At 64.9% G+C, this 22,879-nt stretch carries 27 protein-coding genes; 16 read left to right on the forward strand and 11 right to left on the reverse strand.

Annotation, left to right across the window (positions count from 1 at the left end; all coding sequences use genetic code 11):
- The first annotated feature begins 2 nt into the window (after nt 1–2).
- Together FDY95_RS08385 and FDY95_RS08390 are read left to right on the forward strand one after the other, a co-directional pair.
- Complete coding sequence (locus FDY95_RS08385; RefSeq protein ID WP_138076636.1) at nt 3–1,283, forward strand: DUF3570 domain-containing protein; 1,281 nt, start codon at nt 3–5, stop codon at nt 1,281–1,283.
- A 40-nt stretch (nt 1,284–1,323) separates the two neighbouring features.
- Nucleotides 1,324–1,791 (forward strand): DUF2231 domain-containing protein, encoded by a 468-nt coding sequence (locus FDY95_RS08390; protein WP_138076639.1) that lies wholly within the window; start codon nt 1,324–1,326, stop codon nt 1,789–1,791.
- 214 nt (nt 1,792–2,005) lie between these two features.
- Here the strand turns inward: FDY95_RS08390 and pheS are convergent, their stop codons facing one another.
- The gene (gene pheS, locus FDY95_RS08395) at nt 2,006–3,046 is read right to left on the reverse strand and encodes a phenylalanine--tRNA ligase subunit alpha (protein ID WP_138076643.1); all 1,041 of its coding nucleotides are present in this window, start codon (nt 3,044–3,046) and stop codon (nt 2,006–2,008) included.
- A 140-nt stretch (nt 3,047–3,186) separates the two neighbouring features.
- Here pheS and FDY95_RS08400 point away from each other — a divergent pair, with 140 nt between their 5' ends.
- From FDY95_RS08400 to FDY95_RS08410, 3 genes are all read left to right on the forward strand, one after another.
- Nucleotides 3,187–3,573, forward strand: coding sequence for a hypothetical protein (locus FDY95_RS08400; RefSeq protein WP_138076646.1), 387 nt, complete (start codon nt 3,187–3,189; stop codon nt 3,571–3,573).
- Nucleotides 3,574–3,630: 57 nt separating this feature from the next.
- Nucleotides 3,631–3,966 (forward strand): hypothetical protein, encoded by a 336-nt coding sequence (locus FDY95_RS08405; protein ID WP_138076649.1) that lies wholly within the window; start codon nt 3,631–3,633, stop codon nt 3,964–3,966.
- Nucleotides 3,967–4,095: 129 nt separating this feature from the next.
- Nucleotides 4,096–4,560: a hypothetical protein gene (locus FDY95_RS08410; protein ID WP_138076652.1), complete on the forward strand. Its 465-nt coding sequence runs from the start codon at nt 4,096–4,098 to the stop codon at nt 4,558–4,560.
- A 115-nt stretch (nt 4,561–4,675) separates the two neighbouring features.
- On the opposite strand, the gene FDY95_RS08415 is transcribed toward FDY95_RS08410, so the two are convergent.
- Nucleotides 4,676–5,959 (reverse strand): M16 family metallopeptidase, encoded by a 1,284-nt coding sequence (locus FDY95_RS08415; protein WP_138076655.1) that lies wholly within the window; start codon nt 5,957–5,959, stop codon nt 4,676–4,678.
- Between the two features lie 227 nt (nt 5,960–6,186).
- Nucleotides 6,187–6,792, reverse strand: coding sequence for a hypothetical protein (locus tag FDY95_RS08420; protein ID WP_138076658.1), 606 nt, complete (start codon nt 6,790–6,792; stop codon nt 6,187–6,189).
- Nucleotides 6,793–6,918: 126 nt separating this feature from the next.
- Between FDY95_RS08420 and FDY95_RS08425 the strand changes: the two genes are divergently transcribed.
- The 4 genes from FDY95_RS08425 (at nt 6,919) to ytxJ (ending at nt 10,111) form a co-directional block, all read left to right on the forward strand.
- Nucleotides 6,919–8,898 (forward strand): alpha-ketoacid dehydrogenase subunit alpha/beta, encoded by a 1,980-nt coding sequence (locus tag FDY95_RS08425; protein ID WP_138076659.1) that lies wholly within the window; start codon nt 6,919–6,921, stop codon nt 8,896–8,898.
- 134 nt (nt 8,899–9,032) lie between these two features.
- On the forward strand, nt 9,033–9,368 hold the full coding sequence (locus FDY95_RS08430; RefSeq protein WP_138076662.1) for a hypothetical protein: 336 nt from the start codon (nt 9,033–9,035) through the stop codon (nt 9,366–9,368).
- Nucleotides 9,369–9,446: 78 nt separating this feature from the next.
- Nucleotides 9,447–9,770 carry a hypothetical protein gene (locus FDY95_RS08435; RefSeq protein ID WP_138076664.1) on the forward strand — a complete coding sequence of 108 codons (324 nt, stop codon included), beginning with the start codon at nt 9,447–9,449 and terminating at the stop codon, nt 9,768–9,770.
- On the forward strand, nt 9,770–10,111 hold the full coding sequence (gene ytxJ / locus FDY95_RS08440) for a bacillithiol system redox-active protein YtxJ (protein WP_138076667.1): 342 nt from the start codon (nt 9,770–9,772) through the stop codon (nt 10,109–10,111). The genes FDY95_RS08435 and ytxJ overlap by 1 nt, the downstream gene beginning before the upstream one ends.
- A gap of 222 nt (nt 10,112–10,333) precedes the next feature.
- Here ytxJ and FDY95_RS08445 read toward each other — a convergent pair whose 3' ends face one another.
- Nucleotides 10,334–10,741 carry an OsmC family protein gene (locus tag FDY95_RS08445; RefSeq protein WP_138076670.1) on the reverse strand — a complete coding sequence of 136 codons (408 nt, stop codon included), beginning with the start codon at nt 10,739–10,741 and terminating at the stop codon, nt 10,334–10,336.
- Nucleotides 10,742–10,851: 110 nt separating this feature from the next.
- Between FDY95_RS08445 and FDY95_RS08450 the strand changes: the two genes are divergently transcribed.
- Entirely contained in the window at nt 10,852–11,634 is a 783-nt protein-coding gene (locus tag FDY95_RS08450) for a hypothetical protein (protein WP_138076673.1), read from the forward strand.
- Between the two features lie 173 nt (nt 11,635–11,807).
- Entirely contained in the window at nt 11,808–12,713 is a 906-nt protein-coding gene (gene lipA, locus FDY95_RS08455; RefSeq protein WP_138076676.1) for a lipoyl synthase, read from the forward strand.
- A gap of 65 nt (nt 12,714–12,778) precedes the next feature.
- On the opposite strand, the gene FDY95_RS08460 is transcribed toward lipA, so the two are convergent.
- Both FDY95_RS08460 and FDY95_RS08465 read right to left on the reverse strand, forming a co-directional pair.
- Nucleotides 12,779–13,435, reverse strand: a complete 657-nt coding sequence (locus tag FDY95_RS08460) for a hypothetical protein (protein WP_138076679.1) — start codon at nt 13,433–13,435, stop codon at nt 12,779–12,781.
- A gap of 71 nt (nt 13,436–13,506) precedes the next feature.
- Complete coding sequence (locus FDY95_RS08465; RefSeq protein ID WP_138076682.1) at nt 13,507–14,109, reverse strand: DUF4136 domain-containing protein; 603 nt, start codon at nt 14,107–14,109, stop codon at nt 13,507–13,509.
- Between the two features lie 213 nt (nt 14,110–14,322).
- On the opposite strand from FDY95_RS08465, the gene FDY95_RS08470 reads away from it, so the two are divergent.
- Complete coding sequence (locus FDY95_RS08470; protein ID WP_138076685.1) at nt 14,323–14,610, forward strand: SH3 domain-containing protein; 288 nt, start codon at nt 14,323–14,325, stop codon at nt 14,608–14,610.
- 82 nt (nt 14,611–14,692) lie between these two features.
- Entirely contained in the window at nt 14,693–14,986 is a 294-nt protein-coding gene (locus FDY95_RS08475) for a hypothetical protein (RefSeq protein WP_138076688.1), read from the forward strand.
- A gap of 100 nt (nt 14,987–15,086) precedes the next feature.
- On the opposite strand, the gene gcvP is transcribed toward FDY95_RS08475, so the two are convergent.
- Nucleotides 15,087–18,014 (reverse strand): aminomethyl-transferring glycine dehydrogenase, encoded by a 2,928-nt coding sequence (gene gcvP / locus FDY95_RS08480; RefSeq protein WP_138076691.1) that lies wholly within the window; start codon nt 18,012–18,014, stop codon nt 15,087–15,089.
- A gap of 220 nt (nt 18,015–18,234) precedes the next feature.
- On the opposite strand from gcvP, the gene FDY95_RS08485 reads away from it, so the two are divergent.
- The 3 genes from FDY95_RS08485 to FDY95_RS08495 are packed head-to-tail and all read left to right on the forward strand — an operon-like array spanning nt 18,235 to nt 20,208.
- Complete coding sequence (locus FDY95_RS08485) at nt 18,235–19,467, forward strand: NAD(P)-dependent oxidoreductase (RefSeq protein ID WP_138076693.1); 1,233 nt, start codon at nt 18,235–18,237, stop codon at nt 19,465–19,467.
- A gap of 28 nt (nt 19,468–19,495) precedes the next feature.
- A complete protein-coding gene (locus FDY95_RS08490; protein ID WP_138076696.1) occupies nt 19,496–19,879 on the forward strand; it encodes a hypothetical protein in 384 nt (127 codons plus the stop codon).
- Entirely contained in the window at nt 19,879–20,208 is a 330-nt protein-coding gene (locus FDY95_RS08495) for a hypothetical protein (protein WP_138076699.1), read from the forward strand. Before FDY95_RS08490 ends, FDY95_RS08495 begins: the two co-directional genes overlap by 1 nt.
- A 77-nt stretch (nt 20,209–20,285) precedes the next feature.
- On the opposite strand, the gene FDY95_RS08500 is transcribed toward FDY95_RS08495, so the two are convergent.
- The 4 genes from FDY95_RS08500 to FDY95_RS08515 form a co-directional block, all read right to left on the reverse strand.
- Nucleotides 20,286–21,128: a DUF1206 domain-containing protein gene (locus FDY95_RS08500; RefSeq protein ID WP_138076701.1), complete on the reverse strand. Its 843-nt coding sequence runs from the start codon at nt 21,126–21,128 to the stop codon at nt 20,286–20,288.
- 49 nt (nt 21,129–21,177) lie between these two features.
- Nucleotides 21,178–21,756 carry a DNA-binding protein gene (locus FDY95_RS08505; RefSeq protein WP_138076703.1) on the reverse strand — a complete coding sequence of 193 codons (579 nt, stop codon included), beginning with the start codon at nt 21,754–21,756 and terminating at the stop codon, nt 21,178–21,180.
- A gap of 127 nt (nt 21,757–21,883) precedes the next feature.
- The gene (locus FDY95_RS08510) at nt 21,884–22,102 is read right to left on the reverse strand and encodes a CsbD family protein (protein ID WP_138076705.1); all 219 of its coding nucleotides are present in this window, start codon (nt 22,100–22,102) and stop codon (nt 21,884–21,886) included.
- Nucleotides 22,103–22,205: 103 nt separating this feature from the next.
- Complete coding sequence (locus FDY95_RS08515) at nt 22,206–22,802, reverse strand: hypothetical protein (RefSeq protein WP_138076708.1); 597 nt, start codon at nt 22,800–22,802, stop codon at nt 22,206–22,208.
- Between the last annotated feature and the right edge of the window lie 77 nt (nt 22,803–22,879).

Here is a 22,879-nt window from a genome sequence, read left to right on the forward strand (position 1 = left end):
GCATGAGCTATTCTTTCTACTTCCCTTGGCGCCGCGCCGCGCTGGCCCTGCTGCTGACCGCCGCGCCCGCCCTGACCTGGGCTCAGACCACGCCCACGCCCAACCGCGTCGACGGCTACGGCGCGCCCGCGGCGGCCCCGAGTCCGCCCAACCCGCACAACAACGGCGAAACCGAGCTGAACATCCTCACCAGCTACTACCAGCAGGACGGCAACCACGGCGCCGTGGAGGGCGGCATCGGCACCCAGCACCTGACCGACCTGACGCCCACCATCATCCTGAACGTGCCGTTGGACTCGGTGACGCGCCTCTCGGCCAACGTGGGCATGGACGTGTACGCCTCCGCCTCCACCGACCGCATCGACTACGTGCTGTCGACGCCCTCCAGCCAGGACACCCGCTACCACGCCGACTTCGGCTACTCGCGCCAGCTGGCCGATCAGCGCACCATCGTGGGCCTGGGCGCGGGCTTTTCCAAGGAATACGACTACCTCTCGTTCAACGTCACCGGCAGCTGGGCCCGCACTTCCGCGGACGGCAACCGCCAGCTCAGCGTAGCCGCCCAGGCCTTTTTCGACCGCGCCACCCTGATTTTGCCGGTGGAGCTGCGCACCGGCGGGGGCGGGGAGCACGGCTCCGGCTACGACACGCGCCAGAGCTACAACCTGAACCTGGTGTACTCGCAGGTGCTCACCCAGCGCGTGCAGGCAGCCATCAGCACCGAGCTGGTGGCCCAGCGCGGGCTGCTGAGCACGCCGTTTCACCGGGTGTACTTCCGCGAAACCGGCGAGGCCCGCGGCACGGCCAAAACCGAGCTGCTGCCGCGCCAGCGCTACAAATACCCCGTGGGCCTGCGCCTGAACTACTACGCCACCGACCTAGTGCAGCTGCGCAGCTACTACCGCTTCTACAACGACAACTTCGGCATCCGGGCGCACACCGTGGAGCTGGAAACGCCGGTGAAGCTCACGCCCTTCTTCGTGCTCTACCCCTTCTACCGCTACCACACCCAGACGGCCGCCAAGTACTTCGCGCCCTACCTACAGCACAGCATCAGCGACGAATACTACACCTCCGACTACGACCTGGCCGGCTTCTCGGCCAACAAGGTAGGCCTGGGTCTGCGCTACTCGCCGGTGTACGGCATCGGCCGTTTCAAAACGCCCTTCGGCGGGCGCGTAGCCAAGTTCAAGGCCCTGGATCTGCGCTACGCCTACTACCGCCAGAGCACCGGCCTGACGGCCAACCTCGTCAGCGCCGACCTCTCGTTTACCATGCCCTAAGCTCCGCGCCGCTACTTCACCAACCAACTCCACCGCCGCCATGAACACCGCCCACCTGCACCTGCTGCTCAATCATTCGCCCATCTTCGCCAGCCTGTTCGGCCTGATCCTGCTGCTGATTGCCGTGCTGCGCCGTCACGAGGCGCTGATCAACGCCGGCCTCGTCACGCTGGTCGTGGCGGCGCTGCTCACCATTCCCACCCAGCTCACGGGCGAGGGCGCCGAGGAAGTGGTGGAGCACCGCCCCGGCGTGACGCACGCGCTGATTCACGAGCACGAAGAAGCGGCCGAGCTGAGCCTGTGGGCCATGGAAGCCACCGGCTTGCTGGCCCTGGTGAGCCTGCTGGCCCGCCGCCGCGGCGCGGCCCGCGCGCCCCTGTTCACCTACCTCACCCTGGCCGGCGCCGTGGCCAGCTTCGGCCTGCTGGCGCGCACCGGCAACCTGGGCGGGCAGATCATGCACCCCGAAGCCCGCCCCGATTTCGTCGCGCCCGTCGACGCTGACTAGGGCCCAATCCGGAAAATCCAGGACGGTCATGCTGAGCGCAGTCGAAGCATCTCTACCGCTTCGTCTGGATTCGTGCAACGAAGCGGTAAAGATGCTTCGACAAGCTCAGCATGACGTGGCCTCGTAGACTATGCTTGACTGTTCAGCAGAAGCTGATCCATAATAAAGGCGACTCCCGGATGGGAGTCGCCTTTTTTGATGGGGTGTACGGAGCCTAGTGAATAGCCTCGAACTGGCGCAGGAAGCGCATGTCGTTTTGGGTGAAGAGGCGCAGGTCCTTGATCTGGTACTTGAGCATGGTCGGGCGCTCCAGGCCCATGCCGAAGGCGAAGCCCGAGTACCGCTCCGGGTCGATGCCGCAGGCGCGCAGCACGTTCGGGTCGACCATGCCGGCGCCCATGATTTCCACCCAGCCGGTGTACTTGCAGATGTTGCAGCCCACGCCTTTGCAGATCAGGCAGGAAATATCAATTTCCGTGCTCGGCTCGGTGAAGGGGAAGTACGACGGGCGCATTCGCATCTTCACGTCCTGCCCGTAAAACTCCTGGGCGAAGTAGTAGATGGTCTGCTTCAGGTCGGCGAAGCTCACGTTTTCGTCGATATACAGGCCCTCGATCTGGTGGAACACCATGTGGGCCCGGGCCGAAATGGCCTCGTTGCGGTACACGCGGCCCGGCATGATGCTGCGAATCGGCGGCTTCTGGCTCTGCATCAGGCGCACCTGCACCGTGCTGGTGTGGGTGCGCAGCAAGCGGTTCTGCTCTTCCCCGCCGGCGGGCGGCAAAAAGAAGGTGTCCTGCATTTCGCGGGCCGGGTGGTTCTCGGGGAAGTTCAGGGCCGAGAAGTTGTGCCAGTCATCCTCGATTTCGGGTCCCTCGGCCACGTTGAAGCCGATGCGCGAGAAGATGCGCACGATTTCGTCGCGGGTCAGGCTCAGCGGGTGGCGGGTGCCCAGGGCGCCGGGCACGGCGGGCAGGGTGTAGTCGTAGCCGGCGTCGGCGGGCTGGGCGGCGGCCTCGTCCTCCAGCTGCTGGCGGCGCTGGTCGAATTTGTCCTGCGCCAGCTGCTTCAGGGCGTTGAGCTGCTGGCCCACGCTGCGGCGGTCCTCGGCCGGCACGGTCTTGAGCTGGTCGAAGAGGTCGGCAATGCGGCCCTTGCGGCCGGTGTAGGCAATGCGAAACTGGTCGAGCCCGGCCGCCGTCGTGACGTCGTAGGCCTCGATTTCCTGCTGAAGCTGTTGGATCGTGTCCTGCATAAGTCCTGCAAAGATAGGCCCTCGGCGGGCTCCAACCGCGCCTTGGCCGGGGCCGGGGCCGGACGACCAGCCCCGGTGGGTGGCTGACTACGGCGCGTTTACGTATGAAGCATTAGTCCACCACCTTACCTCACCCGCCGATGCGCCTGCTCCTCGCCCTGCTGCTGACCACGCTCCCCGCCGCCCTGCTGGCCCAAGCCACGCCCACCCGCCGTCCCGCCCAGGCAGCCCCGGCCCCGAAAGCGCCCGCCCGCGCCACCACCGCCAACGACGGCGACGCCACCGTAGCCCCGGGCGAAACCGTGGAGCTGGGTCGCGCCAGCACCGACTACAACGGCCGCGCCTCCAATTACAAGAAGCCAGCACGTCAGTCGGAGCCTACCGATACCCGCCGTGTACCCGCCGGGCAGGGCATCAGCGCGGCGCCGGGCGAGCCGGTGCAGCCCGTGGAGCGCGCCCGCGACGACTACAACGGCCGCCCCGTGCCCGCCACCACCAAGCCGGTCAAAACCACCACCCGGCCCTAACGTGCCGGCCCGGCTTGCCGGGTTGTTTCACCCCCTCACTCCACCTGTTTCTTCGCCATGCTTCGCCGATTTCTACTCCCGCTGCTACTCGTGCTCTTCGTGGCCGGCACCAATGCCGCCCAGGCCCAGACCCGCAAGGCTCACAGCGGCCGCGGCACCCGCGCCCGCACCCAGCCCAAGTCGTCCGACGACGTAAAGCTGGCGCCCGGCATGCGCATCGGCCGCCCCCTGGCCCTCACCACCGACTACATGGGCCGCCCGCTCAAGCCCAAAGCCAAGCTCACGTCTACGCCGGTGAAAACCACGAAGGGCCAGGCCACCTCCATGTCGGCCAGCGGCAGCACCTCGGCCGGCGGCAAGGCCACGACCACCCGGAAATCCAAGCGCCGCTGAACTGTTTGCGGCGGCGATGGGTTCGGGGGGGACCAGCGGCAAAATGGCGCCTGATACCACAGAAAATCAGACCGTTTGACGCACCCCACGACACGTATTTTTCCACCACGCTTTCTTAAGATTCAGACCATGAAACGGTTGGCATTACTCGGATTGGTACTGGGCCTGATGACCGTGCAGGCGCAGGCGCAGACCTCCAAAAAATCTTCCAAATCCAACGACGGTTGGGGCAGCAGCAGCAACGACGGCTGGGGCGCCCCGGCGCCGGCACCCAAGAAAGCCGCCGCGCCCAAAGCCGTTAGCGCCAAGCCCGCCACCACCAAAGCGGCCGTAGCCGCCGACGCTGGTACGCCCGCTGCCGCTATGCCCGTTGAGGCTGCTCCGGCCCCCGCCGCACCCACGGCTACCGATGCCGCCGGGGCTGCTTCGGGCGGTTTCGGGGGCAACATAGGTGGCGGTGCGGCCAACGACGCCCGCCCCATCGAGGGCACCAGCGTGGCGCCCGGCTCGGCGCTGCGCCCTATGAGCCGCACCCGCTACGACTACCGCGGCCGTCCCATCGAGCAGAAGCCCTCGATGCGCCCCCGCGAGTAGCCTGCCCCACTCGCCGGAGTTGCCGCCAACCGGCTCTGAACCTTGGTCAATAGCAAAAGCCCTTCCCGCAGTCCGCGGGAAGGGCTTTTTTGTGGCTGAAGCCGTTCTAGGAGGCCTACGCCAGATCTTCCTCCGCCTCAATGGCCACTGCGGCCGCCTCGCGGGGACGGGCCTGGTAGCGCAGCGTCGAGCAGTTGTCGGGGCGCAGCACCTGCTGGGCTAGGCGCAGCACGTCGGCGGGCTGCACGGCCTGCACGCGGGCGCTTTCCTGGTTCACCAGGTCGGCGTCGCCCATGAGCTTGGCGTAGGCCAGGTTCATGGCGCGGTTCAGCAGCTCCACTTCGCTGAACACAATGCTGGCCTCGGCCTGGTTTTTTACCTTCTCCAGCTCCTCGGCCTCGATGGGCGCGGCGCTGAGTTCGGCCACCACAGCTTCCACGGCGGCATCGGCGGCGGCCAGGTCCACGCCCTGGTTGAGCTTGCCGCTGATGACGAGCAGGCCCGGCTCCAGGGAACCCATGACCGAGGCCGAAAGCGAGTTGAACAGCTGCTGCTCCTTCACCAGGCGCTGGTACAGCCGGCTCGATTTGCCCCGGCCCAGCACGTCGCTCATCAGGTCGGCGGCGTAGTAGTCGTCGTCGGTGCGGGCGGGCATGTGGTACACTTTGTAGAGGGCGCTCAGCGGCACGTCGGCCTCCACCGTCAGCAGGCGGGCTTCGGTCTGGCGCGGCTCCCGGGGCAGCTGCCGCTCGTAGGGCGTGCCCGCCGGAATGGGCCCGAACCACTTTTCGGCCAGCTGCTGGGCCTCGGCCAGGCTCACGTGCCCGGCCACCACCAAAATGGCATTCGAGGGCGAGTAGTGCTTCTGGAAAAAGTCGCGCACCTGCTGCATGGTGGCGTTTTCGATGTGGCCGATTTCCTTGCCGATGGTGGCCCACTGGTAGGGGTGCTGCTGGTAGGCGAGGGGGCGCAGCTTCAGCCACACGTCGCCGTAGGGCTGGTTGAGGTAGGTCTGCTTGAACTCCTCGACCACCACCTTGCGCTGCACTTCCAGCCCGTTTTCGCTGAACGCCAGGCTCAGCATGCGGTCCGACTCCAGCCAGAACGCGGTTTCGATGTTCTGGGCGGGCAGGGTGAGGTAGTAATTGGTAATGTCGGGCGAGGTGAAGGCGTTGTTTTCGCCGCCCACGCGCTGCAGCGGCTCGTCGTAGCTCGGAATGTTGACCGAGCCCGAAAACATCAGGTGCTCAAACAGGTGGGCAAAACCGGTGTGCGCCGGGTCTTCGTCACGCGAGCCGACGTTGTAGAGCACGTTAAGCACGGCCATGGGCTGCGTGAAATCCTCGTGCACGAGGCAGCGCAGGCCGTTCGACAGGGTGAATTCCTGGAAGTTGATCATAGAGGCAATAGGAGTGGGGCGACTAGGGCAATAACCTACGAAAACGTCGCCGGGTTCGGTCGGGCCTTGCTACGGAACAGCGCCGGTTACGGCACCCCATCGGGGTATCGAAGATAGAAGGCCCAGCCTGGATACGCGACGGACGGCCATCAATCGGCCACGCCCACCCGGCGGTGGCCCGGGGAACAGGAGGGCAATCCGGACCGCGGAGCCTGCTCAGTAGCCGCTCAGCGCAGTAGAAAATAGTTGAGCGTCAGGCTCAGGCTTTGGGGCTGGTCCTTCGCATCGGCAAAGTACTGCCCGCCCGGCGAATAGCTGTAGTATGTGTAGCCCGTCGTGCCCCGGCGGTAATACAGCCCGAGGCTGGCCGCGTGCCGGGTAGCCTGCCGGCCGACGCCTACCTCCAAGCCCAGGGTTCCAAAGGCCTCGTTCGGGTGATGTTTCTCGTTGAGCCGGGGGCTGCCCGAGCCCAGCTGCCTCCCCCAGCCGCCCCCCAGCACCATGTGAAAACGGCCCGTGGGCATGCCAGTGCGCAAGTACAGCGGCAACAAGACATACAGGGGGCGCTGCGTGAAATGGTAGCGTTGTTCCACCAAGGCCTCCGCGTGCAGCGACAGGCGGGCTGCCGCAACGTAACGGCCTGCATTGAGGGCCGCCGTGGGGCGCAATAAGCTCCCGTTGGAATTGAGGCGGGCGTTATGCCATTGAAAGGCGCTGACACCGAGCTTGGCTCCGAACAGCCAGCACGAGGCCGGGGAAACCGGCTGGGCCGATTGGGCCGGGGCGGAATAAGCCGGCAGAGCGGCGCATAAGGCAAATAGCAGTGGACGCATAACAAATGAGCCGGAATAATGGGGGCAAGATAGGCAGCCGGCCCGATGAGCACAACCCCCGGGTATGCCCCGAACCGCCCAACCTTCTACCTTTGCCGCCACTTTCCCCCGAACCCCTTCCACCCCATGCAATTCGACCGCAAAGACTACTCCAACGACGACCTGCTGCGCCTCTACGAAGGCCTCGTAAAGCCGCGCATGATCGAAGAGAAAATGCTCATCCTGCTCCGTCAGGGCAAAGTGAGCAAGTGGTTTTCGGGCATCGGGCAGGAAGCCATTTCGGTGGGCAGCACGCTGGCCCTGCACATGGATGAGTACATCCTGCCCCTGCACCGCAACCTGGGCGTGTTTACCTGCCGGCAATTGCCGCTCGACCGCCTCTTCGCGCAGTGGCAGGGCAAGAAAACCGGCTTCACCAAGGGCCGCGACCGGTCGTTCCACTTCGGCACCAACGAGCACCACATCGTGGGCATGATCAGCCACCTGGGCCCCCAGCTGGCCGTGGCCGACGGCATTGCCCTGGCCTCGAAGCTCAACGACGAGGGCAAGGTGACGGTGGTGTACTCCGGTGACGGCGGCGCCTCGGAGGGCGACTTCCACGAGGGCCTGAACGTGGCCGCCGTGTGGCAGCTGCCGGTCATCTTCATCGTCGAAAACAACGGCTACGGCCTGAGCACGCCCTCCAACGAGCAGTTCCGCCACGGCTACTTCATCAACAAGGGCCCGGCCTACGGCATCGAGGCGGTGCAGGTGGATGGCAACAACGTGCTGGAAGTGTACGACACGGTGCGCCGCCTCGCCGAGGACCTGCGCCAGAACCCGCGCCCCGTGCTGCTGGAGGCCCTGACCTTCCGGATGCGCGGCCATGAGGAGGCCTCGGGCACCAAGTACGTGCCCCAGGAGCTGTTCGAAGAGTGGGCCCAGAAAGACCCGGTCGAGAACTTCGAGCGCTACCTGCTGGAGCAGGGCGTGCTCGACGAGGAAGCCAAGCAGCGCTACCGCCGCACCATCAAGGACGAAATCGACGAGGCCTGGCGCGTGGTGTTCGAAACGCCGGAAATCCAGGTGGACGAGCAGGAAGAGGTGGCCGATATGTACCGCCCCTTCGACGCGCCCGATCAGGCGCCCGCCGCCGACGCGCCCAGCACCGAGCGCCGCTACGTGGATGCCATTTCGGACGGGCTGCGCCAGAGCATGGAGCGCTTCCCGGAGCTGGTGCTCATGGGCCAGGACATTGCCGAGTACGGCGGCGTGTTCAAGATTACCGACGGCTTCGTGCAGCAGTTCGGTAAGGCGCGGGTGCGCAACACCCCGCTCTGCGAGTCGGCCATCATCGGCACCGGCCTGGGCCTGAGCATCCGCGGCAAGAAGGCCATGGTGGAAATGCAGTTTGCCGACTTCGTGACCTGCGGCTTCAACCAGATTGTAAACAACCTGGCCAAAAGCCACTACCGCTGGGGCCAGAACGCCGACGTGGTGGTGCGCATGCCCACCGGCGCCGGCTCGGCCGCCGGCCCCTTCCACTCCCAGTCGAACGAAGCCTGGTTTGTGCACACGCCCGGCCTGAAAGTGGTGTACCCCGCCACGCCCTACGACGCCAAGGGCCTGCTCTGCGCCGCCCTGGAGGACCCCAACCCGGTTATCTTCTTCGAGCACAAGATGCTCTACCGCAGCATCAGCGGGCCGGTGCCGAATGACTACTACACCCTGCCCATCGGGCAGGCCCGCCTTGCCCGCGAAGGCTCGGAGCTGAGCATCATCACCTACGGCATGGGCGTGCACTGGGCCGCCAAGCTGGCTGAGGAAATGAGCCTTGACTGCGACATCCTCGACCTGCGCACCCTGCTGCCCTGGGACGAGGAAGCCGTGCGCAAAACGGTGGAGAAAACCGGCCGCGTCATCATCCTGCACGAAGACACCCTCACCGGCGGCATCGGCGGCGAAATCGGTGCCTGGATTGCCGAGCACTGCTTCACCAAGCTCGACGCGCCCATCCAGCGTGTGGCCTCGCTCGACACGGCCATTCCCTTCGCCCCGAACCTGGAGCACAACTTCCTGGCCGACAACCGCCTGCGCAAGTGCGTGGAGAAGCTGCTGGCTTATTAGGAGGAGCTAGGAGCCAGGAGTTAGGAGCTAGAATTGAGGTTCTACATCATTCTAGCTCCTAACTCCTGGTTCCTAGCTCCTTTTAAAAGTCCCTTCGTATTTTTCGGACTACCACGATTTACCCCGCTGCCCCTGTGAGTGAGATTCTGCGTCTGCGCCGGCTGAGCTGGCTGCTGCTGGTGCTGGCGGTGCTGGCCGGCCCCGCGCTGAGCGGGTGCCGCCTGTTTCACCCCTACCGCATTCCAAACCCCAAGGGGCCGGTGGTGAAAGTGAAAAAGTCCAAGAAAAAAGACCCCGACGCCACCGAAGCCGCCGACGGCTCCAGCACCGACGCGGCGGCCGAGCCGGCCAAAGTGCAGAAGAACAGCTACGACAAGAACGGCCTGCTCAAAAAGCCCAAGATGAACCGCCGCAAGCTCAAGAAGAAAATCGGCCAGCGCCGCTTCCTGGGTATCACGTTGCCGTTCTAATTCGCTGATTTGTCCTTACTTGCCTGCGGTGCGTATAGCTAAAATGCACTATTCCTCCCATCCGTTGTTGTCCCCCGTATGCTGATTCGTATTACCGTTGCCGGACTGCTGCTCTGGGGCCTGAGCGCCCTGCCCGCCGCCGCCCAAACCGAGTTTGTATCGCAGAAGCGCGCCGCCCGCAAGTCGCTGAAAGCGGCCCGCAAGTACCAGGCGCCCGAAGACCTGCGCCAGTCGCACCTGGCCGTCGACAAGCGTGACCTGCGCCCCGGCGAAACGCCCGAGCGGAACCTGCCGGAGGGCAGCAACCGTTACCGCTTCGATAATACGGGCACGCCCCGGGTAAGCGACCAAAAGATGATTACCACGCGTAAGCCCAAAAAACAACCCAAAGAATCCGAGTGATGCAGTGGACTCCCCTGACCCAGCCCGAACAACTCGCCGATATCGTGCGCGAATCGGCTGAGCACCCCGTCGTTATTTTCAAGCACAGCACCAGCTGCTCCATCAGCGCCATGGCCAAAAGCCGCCTGGAGCGCCAGTGGTCCGATGCCGGCCTTGCCGAAGTGAAGGTTTATTACCTCGACCTGCTGCGCTACCGCCCCGTGTCCAACCAGATTGCCGAGCAGTTTGGCGTGCAGCACCAGTCGCCCCAGCTGCTGCTGATTCAGGACGGTCAGTGCAGCTACGACGCCTCGCACATGAGCATTCAGCTCGGCGAGGTGAAGAAAAAGGTAGCCGCGTAAGCGAACTGTAGGACGATACTTGCAAACGTCCTTACGGCGAAAAAAGAACGTCATTCCGAGCGAAGTCGAGGAATCTCGCGTGTTTGGTCTGATAGTATTCTTCTCGTTCAACGAGGAAATTACTACCGGACGTCAGCACGCGAGATTCCTCGACTTCGCTCGGAATGACGTTCTGTATAAAGGCCGCTCCGAAGAGGCGCAACTCAACTGTAACGAAGCGCTTTAGCCCTCGTAGGAGAACTGAACCGATTGCCGGATTTCCGGGTTTAGGCTGAGAGCCACCGGGCAGGTGCGGGCCGCGTTTTCCAGCGTGGACCGCTCTTTGTCGGAAAGCGAGGCGGGCATCCGGAATGCCAGCTCGATTTCGGCGATGCGCCGCGGCTCGGCCGCCATGTGCTTGGTGACGCTCCACGTCACGCCGCGCAGGTCCAGCCCCTGGCGCTCCGCCACGATGCCCATAATGGTCATCATGCACGAGCCCAGGGCCGCGCTGACCAGGTCGGTGGGCGAAAACGCCTCGCCGCGGCCGTGGTTGTCGACCGGGGCGTCGGTGTGAATGGTGGTGCCCGAGGCTACGTGGGTAGCGTCGGTGCGCAGCTGGCCGGCGTACCGGGCGGTGGCAGTGCTCATAAATTCAGAAAAACTACAGACGGATGCGCTCAAATTTACGTACTTTCGGAGTGGCTGGCCCCGGGTGGGCGGCCGCGCGTTTGTTTTCCTTCCTGCCCGCCTCTGCTGCCGTGCGCCCGTTTTTATACTCCGCTATCCTGCTCCCGGCCGCGCTGCTGGCCGCATCTGCCGCCCAGGCCCAGGAGGCCCAGGACGCGCCGAGCTACGAGAAGGAATTTACCTATGGCATCAACCTGAACACCAACGCCGGCCTGATCGGCGGGGTGGCCGTGCGCTCGACCCGGCGTCTCAACGACGACTGGGCCCGCTTTTGGCTGCTCGAAGGCGTGGAGGTGAAAAGCCGTAAGGAGCAGCGCGTGCAGAACAACATTGGGGGCGTGTATGTGCAGGGCAAGACCAACTACCTCTTCGCCCTGCGCCCCACCGTGGGCTTGCAGCGCACCCTGTTCCGCAAAGCGGCCGAGTCGGGCGTGGAAGTGGATGCCATGTTCGGGGCCGGGCCGTCCATCGGGCTGCTGCTGCCCTACTACATCTACTACGACTACACGCCCAAGCCCGATCCGCAGAGCAACCCCAACCCGCGCGAAGACATCCGGGCCGAGCAGTACGACCCCGTCAAGCACTACGAGGTCAACAAGATTTATGACCGGGCCCCCATTTTCTCGGGCATCGGCAACGTGAAGCCCAACGTGGGCGCACACCTGCGCGGAGCCCTCAACTTTGAGTACGGCCGCTACCGCGACGCCGTGGCGGGTATCGAAGCAGGCTTCCTGATCGAGGCGTATACCAAGCGCTTGGTGACGATGGAGGTAACCGGGGTGCCGGAAAGCCGGCTCAACAACAACCTCTTCAACTCGGTGTACGTGACGCTCTACATCGGCTCGCGCAAGTAAAAGCCATGTTACCACATAAGCCCGTCGCCGGCCGGACCCGCAAGGTCGGCCGGCGACGGGCTTTTTCGGGCCCGGCGGGTGGGTTTGCAACTCACAGGCGGGCTGCGCTGTTTACCGGGCACGGCCGGCAATTCGGTGCTGCGCCGCAACCCGCTACCGCTTACCTTTGTAGGATGGATACTCTCCTGACCTTACCCGTCATTCAGCCTGAAGCTGCTCAGGCGCCGGCCAAGCCCCGCAAGCCCGACTGGCTGCGCGTGAAGCTGCCCGTGGGCCAGGCTTACGCCAACGTGCGCAAGCTGGTGGACGAACATAAACTGCACACCATCTGCGAGTCGGGCAACTGCCCGAACATGGGCGAGTGTTGGGGCGCCGGCACGGCCACCTTCATGATCCTGGGCAACATCTGCACGCGCTCCTGCTCGTTTTGCGCGGTGGCTACCGGCCGCCCCACCGAGTACGACCTCGACGAGCCCCGCCGCGTGGCCGAAGCCATCAAGCTGATGGGCGTGAAGCACGCCGTCATCACCTCCGTGAACCGCGATGAGCTGAAGGACCGCGGCGCCGGCGTGTGGTACGAAACGGTGGTGCAGACCAAGCTGCTGTCGCCCGCCACGACCATCGAAACGCTGATTCCGGACGTGAAGGCCAACTGGGCCGCGCTCGACACGATGATTGCCGGCGGGCAGGAAGTGGTGTCGCACAACATGGAAACGGTGGGCAGCCTCTACCGCCTCGTGCGCCCGCAGGCCAAGTACGACCGCAGCCTGGAGCAGATCCGCCGCACCAAGGAAGCCGGCCGCCGCACCAAGTCGGGCATCATGCTGGGCCTGGGCGAGACCAAGGAAGAAGTGTACCAGGCCATGGACGACCTGGTTGTCAACGGCCTCGACATCCTCACGCTGGGCCAGTACCTGCAGCCCACCAAGCGTCACATCGAAGTGGCCGAGTTCATTCACCCCGACCTCTTCGCGCACTACAAGGAAGAAGGCCTGCGCCGCGGCCTGAAGTACGTGGAGAGCGGCCCGCTGGTGCGCAGCTCCTACCACGCCGAGCGGCATGTGAACGTGCCGATTTAGGCCGCCAGCCGCGTTTAGCATTGCCCCAGGGCCCGGTTTCAGCAGTGAAGCCGGGCCCTGCGTGTTTAGTCGAGCAGGCCGAGGTAGGCGTCGTTGTTGACGTAGAGCACCGCCGGAGCGGGCTGGCCGGGCGGCACGCGCTGCAGGTTCTGGGCCAGCTCGCGCAGCAGGATGCGCGTCTGACGGCCCATGGTATGGCTCCAGAATACCACCACGCGGTAGCTGCCCGGCGCCACCGCAAACTGCTCCGGCGCCAGCGGCTGCCCCGCGGGCGTGCGCAGAAACGTGAGCAGCTGCGCAAACGATAGCAGCTGGTCGGGTGCCACCTGCGAGGCGGGCGGAAAGGTGTTGAGTCGGCCGCCGGGGTTCCAGTTGAGGTTCAGGCTGGGCAGCTTGGGCGGGGCGTAGCAGTTGATGTGAAACGACACGAGCTGCCCGGCGTCGTCAAAATAGAGCAGTTGCAGCAGCTGGCCGTGGTTTTTGGCCGCCTCGTAGGTGCGCGCATCCCGCGCCTGTTGCCGCACGAAGCGCAGGTAGCTGGTGTCGAGTACCGCCACCTGGCTGGCCGGCACCTGGTAGCGGGCTACGTCGGCGGCCAAGCGGGCGGGCGTGTGGGGCGGCGTGTCGTGCATACCCATTACCAGGCCGGCGTACAGGGCGTTGCAGCCGCTGAGGGCCGCCGCCAGCAGGGGTAAAGCCAGGGAAATAGCGCGTCGAATCATCAAACCGGGAATAAAACAAAAAGCCCCATCGGAATCCGATGAGGCTTTTGCGGGGCAAAACGTTGCGTCGCTTAGCGGCGGGCGGTGTTGTCGGTGGGCGGAAAGTCGCCGAGCACGCCGGTGACGAGGCGGTTCACCTCCTGCTCCGACAGCGTCTGCTGGTCGACCTGGCTCTGGCCGTAGCCGCGCCACACCAGCTCCTTGCGCTTGGCGTCCACGATGTCGATGATGACGTTACCGGCTTTGTAGTCCTGCACCGTCTGGTAGGAGCGGCCGAGGCCGTAGTAGCCCCAGTAGGGGTAACCGTAGGGGCCGTAGTAGCCGGGGTTGGCGGCGCGCTGCTTGTCCTCCACGCGGGCGGAGTAGGCTACGTACACGTCAGGGTTCTTATCGGCCTTGGTCAGGCCTTTGCGCACCATTTCGGCTTCCACCGAGCGGCGCATGCGCTGGTCGAAAAAGGAGTTGTAGCCCTTGGCGGGTCCGCCTTCGGCGTCAGCGGGCTGCTCGGGGTACCAGGCCCAGGTTTTGTAAGCGCGGAAGTTGACGGCGTGGTCGAAGTCGGAGGTGACGCCCACGCGGGGCACCGTGGCGCAGCCGGCCGAGCCCAGCAGCAGCGCCAGGCCGATGGCGGCCAGCGCGAGGGGGCGGGAAAACAAGTGAGGGAAGCGTTGCATGATAAGACGAGTTAGGAAAGCCCGAAAACCGCTTTGCCGGCGTCGACAAGCTGGTTTCTGGTGGCTATTCTGTTAACGTCAGGCCCGCGCCGGCCGTTCCCGGATTGTTGGATTCCGGCCAGAGTGATGGAAAATTTCGGCCCAATTTTATTTTGATTAAATGCAGTTTTTTGGCAGATTAGAGGTCCTATTCCCGCTCTGCCTTCCCGCCCTATGCTATTGCTACTACTTACGCGCCTGCTGCTCGCGCAGCAGCCCGCAGCCACGGCCCAGATTCCGCCGCTTGCGCAGAAGGCCGCCGACCGCACCACCGGCACCGCCTGCTGCCTGTATACCCGCCCCAGCACCCAGTCGCCCATGCTCTCCATCGTGCCGGCGGGGGCGCAGGTGCAGGTAACCGACTCGGCCAACAACGCCTACTTCGTGTATGCGCAGTTCAGCAAAAAGGGCAAGGTGCTGTCGGGCTACATGTACCGGGCTTGCCTGAGCACCGCCCCCTGAGGCGGGAACGGTTGCGGTAGGGAGAAAATAAAAGCGCAAGAGCTGCGGCATTTCGCTACATTCCCGAAACAATCCACCCCCTATGCCCAAAACTCTACTTTTTCTGGCCTTGCTCGGCTTGGCCGCCTGCAGCGCTGCCAAAGACGACAGCGCATCCAACCGCAGCAACAACACCCCGGTGGCCCGCAATACCGTGGTGGACTGCCCGCTCTACGACGGCATGAAAAAGGAATCGACCCAGCTCATGGCCATTACCTCGGGCACCGAAGTGCAGGTGATGGACACCGTCGACCAGTACTTCGTGAAAGTGCGCGCCACCAACGCGGGCAAAACCGAAACCGGCTACATGTACCGAACCTGCTTCAAGGGCAAGTAGCCGCCACCGCCTGCCACCACCCCGACGCCTAAAACCACAACGGCCCGGAACCAGCTGGTTCCGGGCCGTTGCTTTGGGCCGATTGCTCAGCGCCGCGCCGTTAGTACGACGGGCCTTTGTCGGTGGGCACGAGGTGCTCTTCCTGGTCGGCGTAGGCCTCGATGGGCGTGCAGGCACAGATCAGGTTCCGGTCGCCAAAGGCCGAGTCGATGCGCGATACGGAGGGCCAGAATTTGTAGCGGCGGGCAAAATCTGTCGGGTAGGCGGCTTGCTCGCGCGAGTAGGGGCGCGTCCACTCCGCGTCGAGCAGCACGGCGGCGGTGTGCGGGGCGTGCTTCAGCGGGTTGTCCTTGGCATCGGCGCGGCCTTCCTCCACCTCGCGGATTTCCTGGCGGATCTTGATCATGGCCTCGCAGAAGCGGTCCAGCTCCTCCTTGCCTTCCGATTCGGTGGGCTCCACCATCAGCGTGCCCGCTACCGGGAACGATACGGTGGGCGCGTGGAAACCGTAGTCCATCAGGCGCTTGGCAATGTCTTCCACCTCGATGCCGGCCTTTTTGAAGTGGCGGCACTCCAGGATCATCTCGTGGGCCACCCGGCCCTGGGCGCCGGTGTAGAGCACCGGGTAGTGCTCCTCCAGGCGGGCCTTGAGGTAGTTGGCGTTCAGGATGGCCGTCTGCGTGGCCGCTTTCAGCCCTTCGCCGCCCATCATGGCAATGTAGGCGTAGCTGATGGGCAAGATGCTGGCCGAGCCCCAGGGCGCGGCCGACACGGCGCCGCCCGAGCGGCCGTCGGCATCCACCACCACGTGGCCGGGCAGGTAGGGGGCCAGATCGGCCACGACGCCGATGGGGCCCACGCCGGGGCCGCCGCCGCCGTGGGGGATACAGAAGGTTTTGTGCAGGTTCAGGTGGCACACGTCGGCGCCGATGTTGGCGGGCGAAGTCAGGCCCACCTGGGCGTTCATGTTGGCGCCGTCCATGTACACGCGGCCGCCGTGCTCGTGAATCAGGTTGCAGATGTCGATGATGCTTTCCTCGTACACGCCGTGCGTGCTCGGGTAGGTCACCATCAGGCACGACAGGTTAGCCGAGTGCTTTTCGGCTTTTTCCTTGAGGTCGTCCAGGTCGATTTCGCCCTGCTCGGTGCTCTTCACCACCACGATATTCATGCCGCACATGGCCGCCGAGGCGGGGTTGGTGCCGTGGGCCGAGGCCGGAATCAGGGCCACGTTGCGGTGATGGTCGCCGCGGGCTTCGTGGTAGGCCTTAATCACCAGCAGACCGGCGTATTCGCCCTGGGCACCCGAGTTGGGCTGCAGGCTCACCGCGTCGAAGCCGGTAACCTCGCACAGCCAGGCTTCCAGGTCTTTGAAGATTTCGGCGTAGCCCTGGGCCTGCTCACGCGGGGCGAAGGGGTGGAGCTGGCCGATTTCGGGCCAGGTCACCGGAATCATCTCGGCGGTGGCGTTGAGCTTCATGGTGCAGGAGCCCAGCGAAATCATGGAGTGCGCCAGGCTCAGGTCCTTGTTTTCCAGCTGCTTCATGTAGCGCAGCAGCTCGTGCTCGGCGTGGTGCGTGTTGAACACCGGGTGCGTGAGGAACTCCGAGGTGCGAATCAGCGACTGGGGCCAGTTCAGCTCCAGATCGGCCGGGGCCTCTACCAGCTCGGCCGCGGCCGGGGCGGGCTTGCCCAGCACCTTGGCGAAGGCGCGCAGGATGTCGGCCACGTCTTCCACTTCGGCTTTTTCGTGCAGCGAGATGCCCACGCTGCTCTCGCCAAAGTAGCGCAGGTTGATGCCGTTGGCTTCCAGCTCCGTCTTCAGCGCCTGGCTCAGCTCGGCGCTTTCCAGCGCGAGGCTCACCGTATCGAAGTAGTGTTCGGCACTCAGCGAGAGGCCCAGCTCCTGCAGGCCGGTGGACAGCTGGCGGGTGAGCAGGTGCACGTTCGAGGCAATCTGGGTGAGGCGCTGCGGGCCGTGGTACACGGCGTACATGCCGGCAATGACCGACAGCAGCACCTGCGCGGTGCAGATGTTGGATGTAGCCTTTTCGCGGCGGATGTGCTGCTCGCGGGTCTGCAGGGCCATGCGGTAGGCCTTGTTGCCGGCCGCGTCGACGCTCTGGCCGATGATGCGGCCGGGAATCACGCGCTTGAAGGCGTCCTTGGTGGCCAGGAAGCCGGCGTGCGGGCCGCCGTAGCCCAGCGGTACCCCGAAGCGCTGCGAGTTGCCCACCACCGCGTCGGCGCCCATTTCGCCGGGGGGCGTGAGCAGGGTGAGGGCCAGCAGATCGGCGGCTACGGCTACCATGATGCCGTGGTCGTGGGCCTGCGAGATGAAGTCGGTGTAGTCGAACACCTCGCCGTCGGCGGCGGGGTACTGCACGATGGCGCCGAACAGGGCCTCGTCGGCGAGGTCGGCCGTGCGGTGGTCACCGATGATGAGCTCGATGCCCAGCGGCGTGGCGCGGGTGCGCAGCACGTCGATGGTCTGGGGCAGCACCTGCTCGGAGACGAAGAACTTGGTGGCGTTTTTCTTCTTCGTGAGGCCGTGGAACATGTGCAGGGCCTCGGCGGCGGCGGTGCCCTCGTCGAGCAGGCTGGCGTTGGCAATTTCCAGGCCCGTCAGGTCGATGACCATGGTCTGGTAGTTGATCAGGGCTTCGAGGCGGCCCTGGGCAATTTCGGCCTGGTAGGGCGTGTAAGCCGTGTACCAGCCGGGGTTTTCCATAATGTTGCGCAGAATTACCGGGGGCAGCTGCGTGTCGTGGTACCCGAGGCCGATAAAGGAGCGGAACACCTTGTTCTGGCCGGCAATCTGCTTGAACCGATGCAAAAACTGCCGCTCGGTGAGGGCGGCAGGCAGGTTCAGCTCGTGCTTCAGGCGGATGCGGGCGGGCACGGTTTCGTTGATGAGCTGGTCGACCGACTCTACGCCGATGGTGCGCAGCATCTCGGCCACGGCCGCAGCGTCGGGACCGTTGTGGCGGTCAACAAACACGTCGGCGGGCTTGAAGGACAACTTCATATGGGAAACGGATGGTTGGCGGGGAAAAGGGGCCGTGGGTGACGGCCCCGACAAAGGTAGGCCGAAAAGGCTTCATGCTTAAACCATTCCGCGGGCAAAAAAGTGGCGGCGGCGAACGAAGCGGACGGGCCCGGGTTTTTCGGCCGGCCGGCCCCGGGCGCGCCGGCCGCTCCGGCCAAAAATCCTAAGTTTGCCGTTCCCTACCGACTCTGCATTCCCCATGAATACGCTCAAGCTTGGCCTGATCCGCGAAGGCAAAATCCCCGTCGACCGGCGCGTGCCGCTCACCCCCAAAAAGTGCGCGGAAGTGCAGCAGACCTGGCCGCAGGTACAGGTGGTGGTGCAGAGCAGCGACATCCGCAGCTACGCCGACCAGGAATACCGCGACCTGGGCATCCGGGTGCAGCCCGACGTGGCCGACTGCGACATCCTGCTCGGGGTGAAGGAAGTACCCGTGGAGCAGCTCGTGCCGAACAAGACCTACATGTTCTTCTCGCACACCATTAAAAAGCAGCCGGCCAACCGCAAGCTGCTGCGCGCCGTGCTCCAGAAGAACATCACGCTCATCGACTACGAGGTGCTGACCAACGCCCGCGAGGAGCGCATCGTGGCCTTCGGCTACTGGGCCGGGGTGGTGGGCGCCTACAACGGCCTGCTCACCTACGGCCGCAAGCACGGCCTGTTCCAGCTCAAGCCCGCCTACCTCTGCACCGACCTCGACGACATGCAGGAAGAATACTTCAAGGTGAAGGCCCTGCCGCCCATCAAGATGGCCGTGACGGGCTCGGGCCGCGTGGCCCAGGGTGCCATTCAGGTGCTCGACAAGATGGGCATCCGGCGGGTGAGCGTGTACGACTACCTCTACCACGACTTCACGGAGCCGGTGTACACCCAGCTGCGCTCCTCCGACTACAATGCCCGCAAGGACGGCCGCGTGTGGGACACGCCCAACTTCCATCATCACCCGGAGGAGTACCTCTCGACGTTCGACCGGTACCTGCCGGTGACCGACCTGCTCATTGCTTGCGCCTACTGGGACCCGAAGGCGCCCCGGCTCTTCACCGAGGACGACACGCGCCGGCCCAACTTCCGCATCAACACCATTGCCGACGTGACCTGCGACATCGACGGCAGCATCCCCGTCACCAAGCGCAGCACCAGCATCCCCGATCCGGCCTTCGACTACAACCCGCGCACCGGGGAGCTGGAAGCGGCGTATTCGCACCCGCTGAACCTGACCGTCATGGCCGTCGACAACCTGCCCTGCGAGCTGCCGCGCAATGCCTCGCGGGACTTCGGCCGCCAGCTCATCGACAACGTGTTTCCCCACCTCTTCGGCCCCGACCCGGACGGCATCATCGAGCGGGCCACCATTGCCCGCGGCGGCCAGCTGACCCCGCGCTACGACTACCTGCGCGACTACGTGGGCGAGGATGTACTGGCAACTTCCTAAGCAGTACCAAGCTCTGATAATTGACTCCGTGCCGAAATACCAGTCGGGGCTTTACGCACTGAAACGACCCGTTTTTTCCCTGGTGCTGCTGGGGCTGCTGGTCGTGCAGTGCCGCAAAGAGGAGGAGCCGCACACGGCCTTGCTGCCAGCCGATTTCAAGGCGCTGGTGCGCTTCGAGGAAGGTACTTACTGGGTCTATCAGGACTCGGCCACCCAAGCGCTGGACAGCGCCTGGGTCACCCGGCTGAACACCGGCATCGGAGCAACAACTGAACGAGGTAAAATTATCGACTATCGCGAAGGGCTAGAGGTGCAAGTTCAGCACAGTTCCGTAGCGGACTTCTTTTCCGCTACGGAACTGATGCACCTTGCTTTCCTACTCTGGCCAACCCGGAGGGGTGCGCGCGGTTGATGCGCAGCCGCCAGGTGGGCGGGGGCGCGTCGGGCGGTGACCCGGCCACGACGGGCTACGTGCTGGAATACCCGCTGCCGGCCGGGCAGCCGGTCATCATCCGAAACGGAGCGGGCCTATACCTGTACCGCCACCCCCAACCGCTGCCGCTGGGCGCCCGCCACTACGCGGACGTGGTGCAGGCCACGAACCTGCGCGACCAGTCGGAAGACGGGGCCACGGTAACCTACTACTGGGCCCCGCGCTACGGGCTGGTGCGGCGGCGCATCCGGGCGCTGAACCGGCCGGCGCAGACCTGGACGCTCATCCGTGAACACATCGTGCAGTGAAGCCGGCGTGCCTAAGCAGAAACGCCCCGGCGCCGCTAAGGCACCGGGGCGTTTCTGCTTAGGCACGCCGGCCGGGCCTACACCCCGCGCAAAATCGGGTACTTGGCCCGCACCAGCATGTAGAGCCCATAGGCCACCAGGCCCAGCGCCACGATGAGCAGCGGGGCCCGGCCGATGGAGGCCAGGAAATCAAACGCGCCCTCGGTGCCTTCGGCTTCGTTGGCGTTGGCGTGGCGAGCGGCCTGCACCAGGAAATAGCCCAGAATGCCCCACACCACGCCCCGGGCCGTGTAGCCGAGCTGGCCCACGCGGTACACGAGGCGCTGCTGGGCGGCCGGCAGCTGGCTGTGGTTGACGTGCTTGGCAAACGAGCCCGAATAGGCCCGAACCAGCTGGTACACGCCCACCCCGATGACGAACAACCCGATGGCGCCTACCAGCCACTGCCCGTAGGGCTGGGCCAGCAGCGTGGCCACGAAGGTCTGGCGGGTGTCGCCGTCCCCGCCGGCGCCGGCCGTGGTGTTTTCGAAGGCCGCCTTGCCGGCTACGAAGGCCAGGGCCGCGTAGCCCAGGGCCGAGCCTGCGTAGCCGAGGCGGGTGGCAATGCCCTTGGCGCCATTACCCTTGCCCTCGGTGTCGCGGATGGCCTGCACGAAGCGCCACACCACGTAGCCGGCCAGCCCGAAGGCTACCAGGCCCAGCAGCCAGCGGCCCAGGGGCATGTTCTGAATGGTTTGCAACACCTGCTGCTTGTCGGCGGTGCGGCCGCCGTCGATATTGGTGGCGGCCATGACGGCCAGCGCACCCAGAATGCCGTAGACCACGCCCTTGGCCGCGAAGCCGAAGCGCGCCAGCGCCCGGATGCCCTCGGAGGGGGAAGTCGGCAGATGCGCCGGAATGGAAGAAGAAAGCGTTGCCATGGAAGGAAGATGCTAGGTTGGAACCTTCGGCATACGCAAGCCGCGGCCTTTATGGCTGAGCCGCGCGCGGGGCGTGGCCAAGCACGCCGCCGGGCCGATACAGCTGAGCGCCCAGGGCCAGCAGCGGCTGGTTCTCGGGCAGATCAAGCGTCAGAATGGGTTTGGCACGGATAGTTTCGATGCGCAGCAGGCGCTCCAGGTTGCCGCCGGGCGAGAGGTAGGGAATGAAAAACTGGTCAGCCAGATCGGCGATGAGCAGGTTGCGAATGTCGGCCGTATCCTGCGTGACGGACTGAACCCCGGGCTCGAAGGGCGTGACGAACAGCAGCCGGCCGGCCGTAATGTCGGCCTCGTACTCGAAGCGCGTGCCGGGCTGAATGCCCCGCCCCAGGGCGTAAATCACCGGCTGCCAGTGGCCCTGCAGCAGGTAGCGCAGCACGGCCTGCTCCAGGCGCGAGTGAAAGCCTGAGAGGATGCAGTGCCCGCGGTAGCGCTGCTCCATCGCCCACAGAAACGTCTGCCGCTCGATGGCCGCGGGGTAGTCGCGCGAGCAGAAAAAGGCAGTTTTCGGGAGCTTAAACAGAGCTTTGTTGCCCAGAGTGTATAGCTCGGCGGAATTGATGCGCATGAGAAACCGGATAGCCGGAGGAATATACGCGTCGAGGGGGCAGGACACACTGCGCCGGATGAAAAAAACGCCCCGCAGCACGGGCTACGGGGCGTTTCGATAGGTCATCAGTAATGACGGGGCCGGCTTAGAACGTGCGGCGGAACCAGTTCTTGATGTCGTCGACAGCTTCGCCGGTGCGCTCCTGCAGGCGGCCGAACCACTCGTCCTGGCGGCCTTCCTCGTAGGTCAGGTCGTCGTCGGTGAGCTGGCCCCACTTCTGCTTGGCCTGGCCCTTGATTTCGTTCCAGTTGCTGCGGGCGCGCAGTTCGGTCGAGTCGTCGATGTTATTGTTGTTCAGGTCCATGATTGGTGTGGTGTTTTGGGGTGAGAAAGAATGTAGCCGGTGTACGGCACGGTCGAGCTAGAAGTTGCTGCCCGCTGTTGCCTGCTCATCACCCGCAGCTGGTTTAGCTGAAGCCACCGCTGAGCAGCGCGGCCAACGTGATGACCAATGCGCCAACCCACAAAGCGGTACCGACGCCCCAGCCGGCCATGGTCCGGCCCAGCTTCTTGTTGCGGGCCTGGTGGGCATAGCCTTTTTGATAATCCGCGTCGCGCAGTAGTGCGGGCCGCTGGGCACTGGCCTGCAGGCGCTCGGGCTTGGGCTTCACCATGCCTATGGCGACGGCGCTGCCGGCACTGCCCACCAGCCCGAGCGGGAAGGGCGCTGGCAACAGCAGGGTAGGCGCCACGAAGCCGGTACCCATCCCAATCCAGAAGGTGCCCTTGGGCGGATGATAGTCGTGTTTGGCGTTGGCACGGCCCAGCGCGTACCGCTCCGGGGCCGATAATGGCTGCAGCAAAGCCAGAGCGGTGTCGGGCGCGGTCATCAGGGCCGTCACCGAGTCGAGAGGCAACTGGGTCGCGGCAACGGGCCGGGCGTGGGCTGTCGTATCGAGGGCCAGCGGCGCAGCGGCAGCGGTGGCGAGAGAATCGGGGCTGGATTGGGCGCTGGCAAACAGGGGAAGGCCGAGCAGCAAGGCGAGGGGAAGAAGGGTACGCATAGGGGGAGGGGAGAAATAACGTCGGCAAGCTAGGTGGCGGCACTGCGGCGACGGGCGCCGAAATGGCCCATTATCTG

This window comes from Hymenobacter jeollabukensis, from assembly GCF_005771675.1.
Lineage (GTDB): Bacteria > Bacteroidota > Bacteroidia > Cytophagales > Hymenobacteraceae > Solirubrum > Solirubrum jeollabukense.

Coding starts and splice junctions, on each gene's coding strand:
- FDY95_RS08495 (WP_138076699.1), top strand. CDS start 19,879: ATGCGCAGCCGCCAGGTGGGCGGGGGCGCGTCGGGCGGTGACCCGGCC.
- FDY95_RS08470 (WP_138076685.1), top strand. CDS start 14,323: ATGCTATTGCTACTACTTACGCGCCTGCTGCTCGCGCAGCAGCCCGCA.
- FDY95_RS08515 (WP_138076708.1), bottom strand. CDS start 22,802: ATGCGTACCCTTCTTCCCCTCGCCTTGCTGCTCGGCCTTCCCCTGTTT.
- gcvP (WP_138076691.1), bottom strand. CDS start 18,014: ATGAAGTTGTCCTTCAAGCCCGCCGACGTGTTTGTTGACCGCCACAAC.
- FDY95_RS08465 (WP_138076682.1), bottom strand. CDS start 14,109: ATGCAACGCTTCCCTCACTTGTTTTCCCGCCCCCTCGCGCTGGCCGCC.
- FDY95_RS08400 (WP_138076646.1), top strand. CDS start 3,187: ATGCGCCTGCTCCTCGCCCTGCTGCTGACCACGCTCCCCGCCGCCCTG.
- FDY95_RS08500 (WP_138076701.1), bottom strand. CDS start 21,128: ATGGCAACGCTTTCTTCTTCCATTCCGGCGCATCTGCCGACTTCCCCC.
- FDY95_RS08410 (WP_138076652.1), top strand. CDS start 4,096: ATGAAACGGTTGGCATTACTCGGATTGGTACTGGGCCTGATGACCGTG.
- FDY95_RS08435 (WP_138076664.1), top strand. CDS start 9,447: ATGCTGATTCGTATTACCGTTGCCGGACTGCTGCTCTGGGGCCTGAGC.
- FDY95_RS08390 (WP_138076639.1), top strand. CDS start 1,324: ATGAACACCGCCCACCTGCACCTGCTGCTCAATCATTCGCCCATCTTC.
- FDY95_RS08385 (WP_138076636.1), top strand. CDS start 3: ATGAGCTATTCTTTCTACTTCCCTTGGCGCCGCGCCGCGCTGGCCCTG.
- FDY95_RS08510 (WP_138076705.1), bottom strand. CDS start 22,102: ATGGACCTGAACAACAATAACATCGACGACTCGACCGAACTGCGCGCC.
- FDY95_RS08420 (WP_138076658.1), bottom strand. CDS start 6,792: ATGCGTCCACTGCTATTTGCCTTATGCGCCGCTCTGCCGGCTTATTCC.
- FDY95_RS08425 (WP_138076659.1), top strand. CDS start 6,919: ATGCAATTCGACCGCAAAGACTACTCCAACGACGACCTGCTGCGCCTC.
- lipA (WP_138076676.1), top strand. CDS start 11,808: ATGGATACTCTCCTGACCTTACCCGTCATTCAGCCTGAAGCTGCTCAG.
- FDY95_RS08485 (WP_138076693.1), top strand. CDS start 18,235: ATGAATACGCTCAAGCTTGGCCTGATCCGCGAAGGCAAAATCCCCGTC.
- FDY95_RS08460 (WP_138076679.1), bottom strand. CDS start 13,435: ATGATTCGACGCGCTATTTCCCTGGCTTTACCCCTGCTGGCGGCGGCC.
- FDY95_RS08445 (WP_138076670.1), bottom strand. CDS start 10,741: ATGAGCACTGCCACCGCCCGGTACGCCGGCCAGCTGCGCACCGACGCT.
- ytxJ (WP_138076667.1), top strand. CDS start 9,770: ATGCAGTGGACTCCCCTGACCCAGCCCGAACAACTCGCCGATATCGTG.
- FDY95_RS08415 (WP_138076655.1), bottom strand. CDS start 5,959: ATGATCAACTTCCAGGAATTCACCCTGTCGAACGGCCTGCGCTGCCTC.
- pheS (WP_138076643.1), bottom strand. CDS start 3,046: ATGCAGGACACGATCCAACAGCTTCAGCAGGAAATCGAGGCCTACGAC.
- FDY95_RS08475 (WP_138076688.1), top strand. CDS start 14,693: ATGCCCAAAACTCTACTTTTTCTGGCCTTGCTCGGCTTGGCCGCCTGC.
- FDY95_RS08505 (WP_138076703.1), bottom strand. CDS start 21,756: ATGCGCATCAATTCCGCCGAGCTATACACTCTGGGCAACAAAGCTCTG.
- FDY95_RS08405 (WP_138076649.1), top strand. CDS start 3,631: ATGCTTCGCCGATTTCTACTCCCGCTGCTACTCGTGCTCTTCGTGGCC.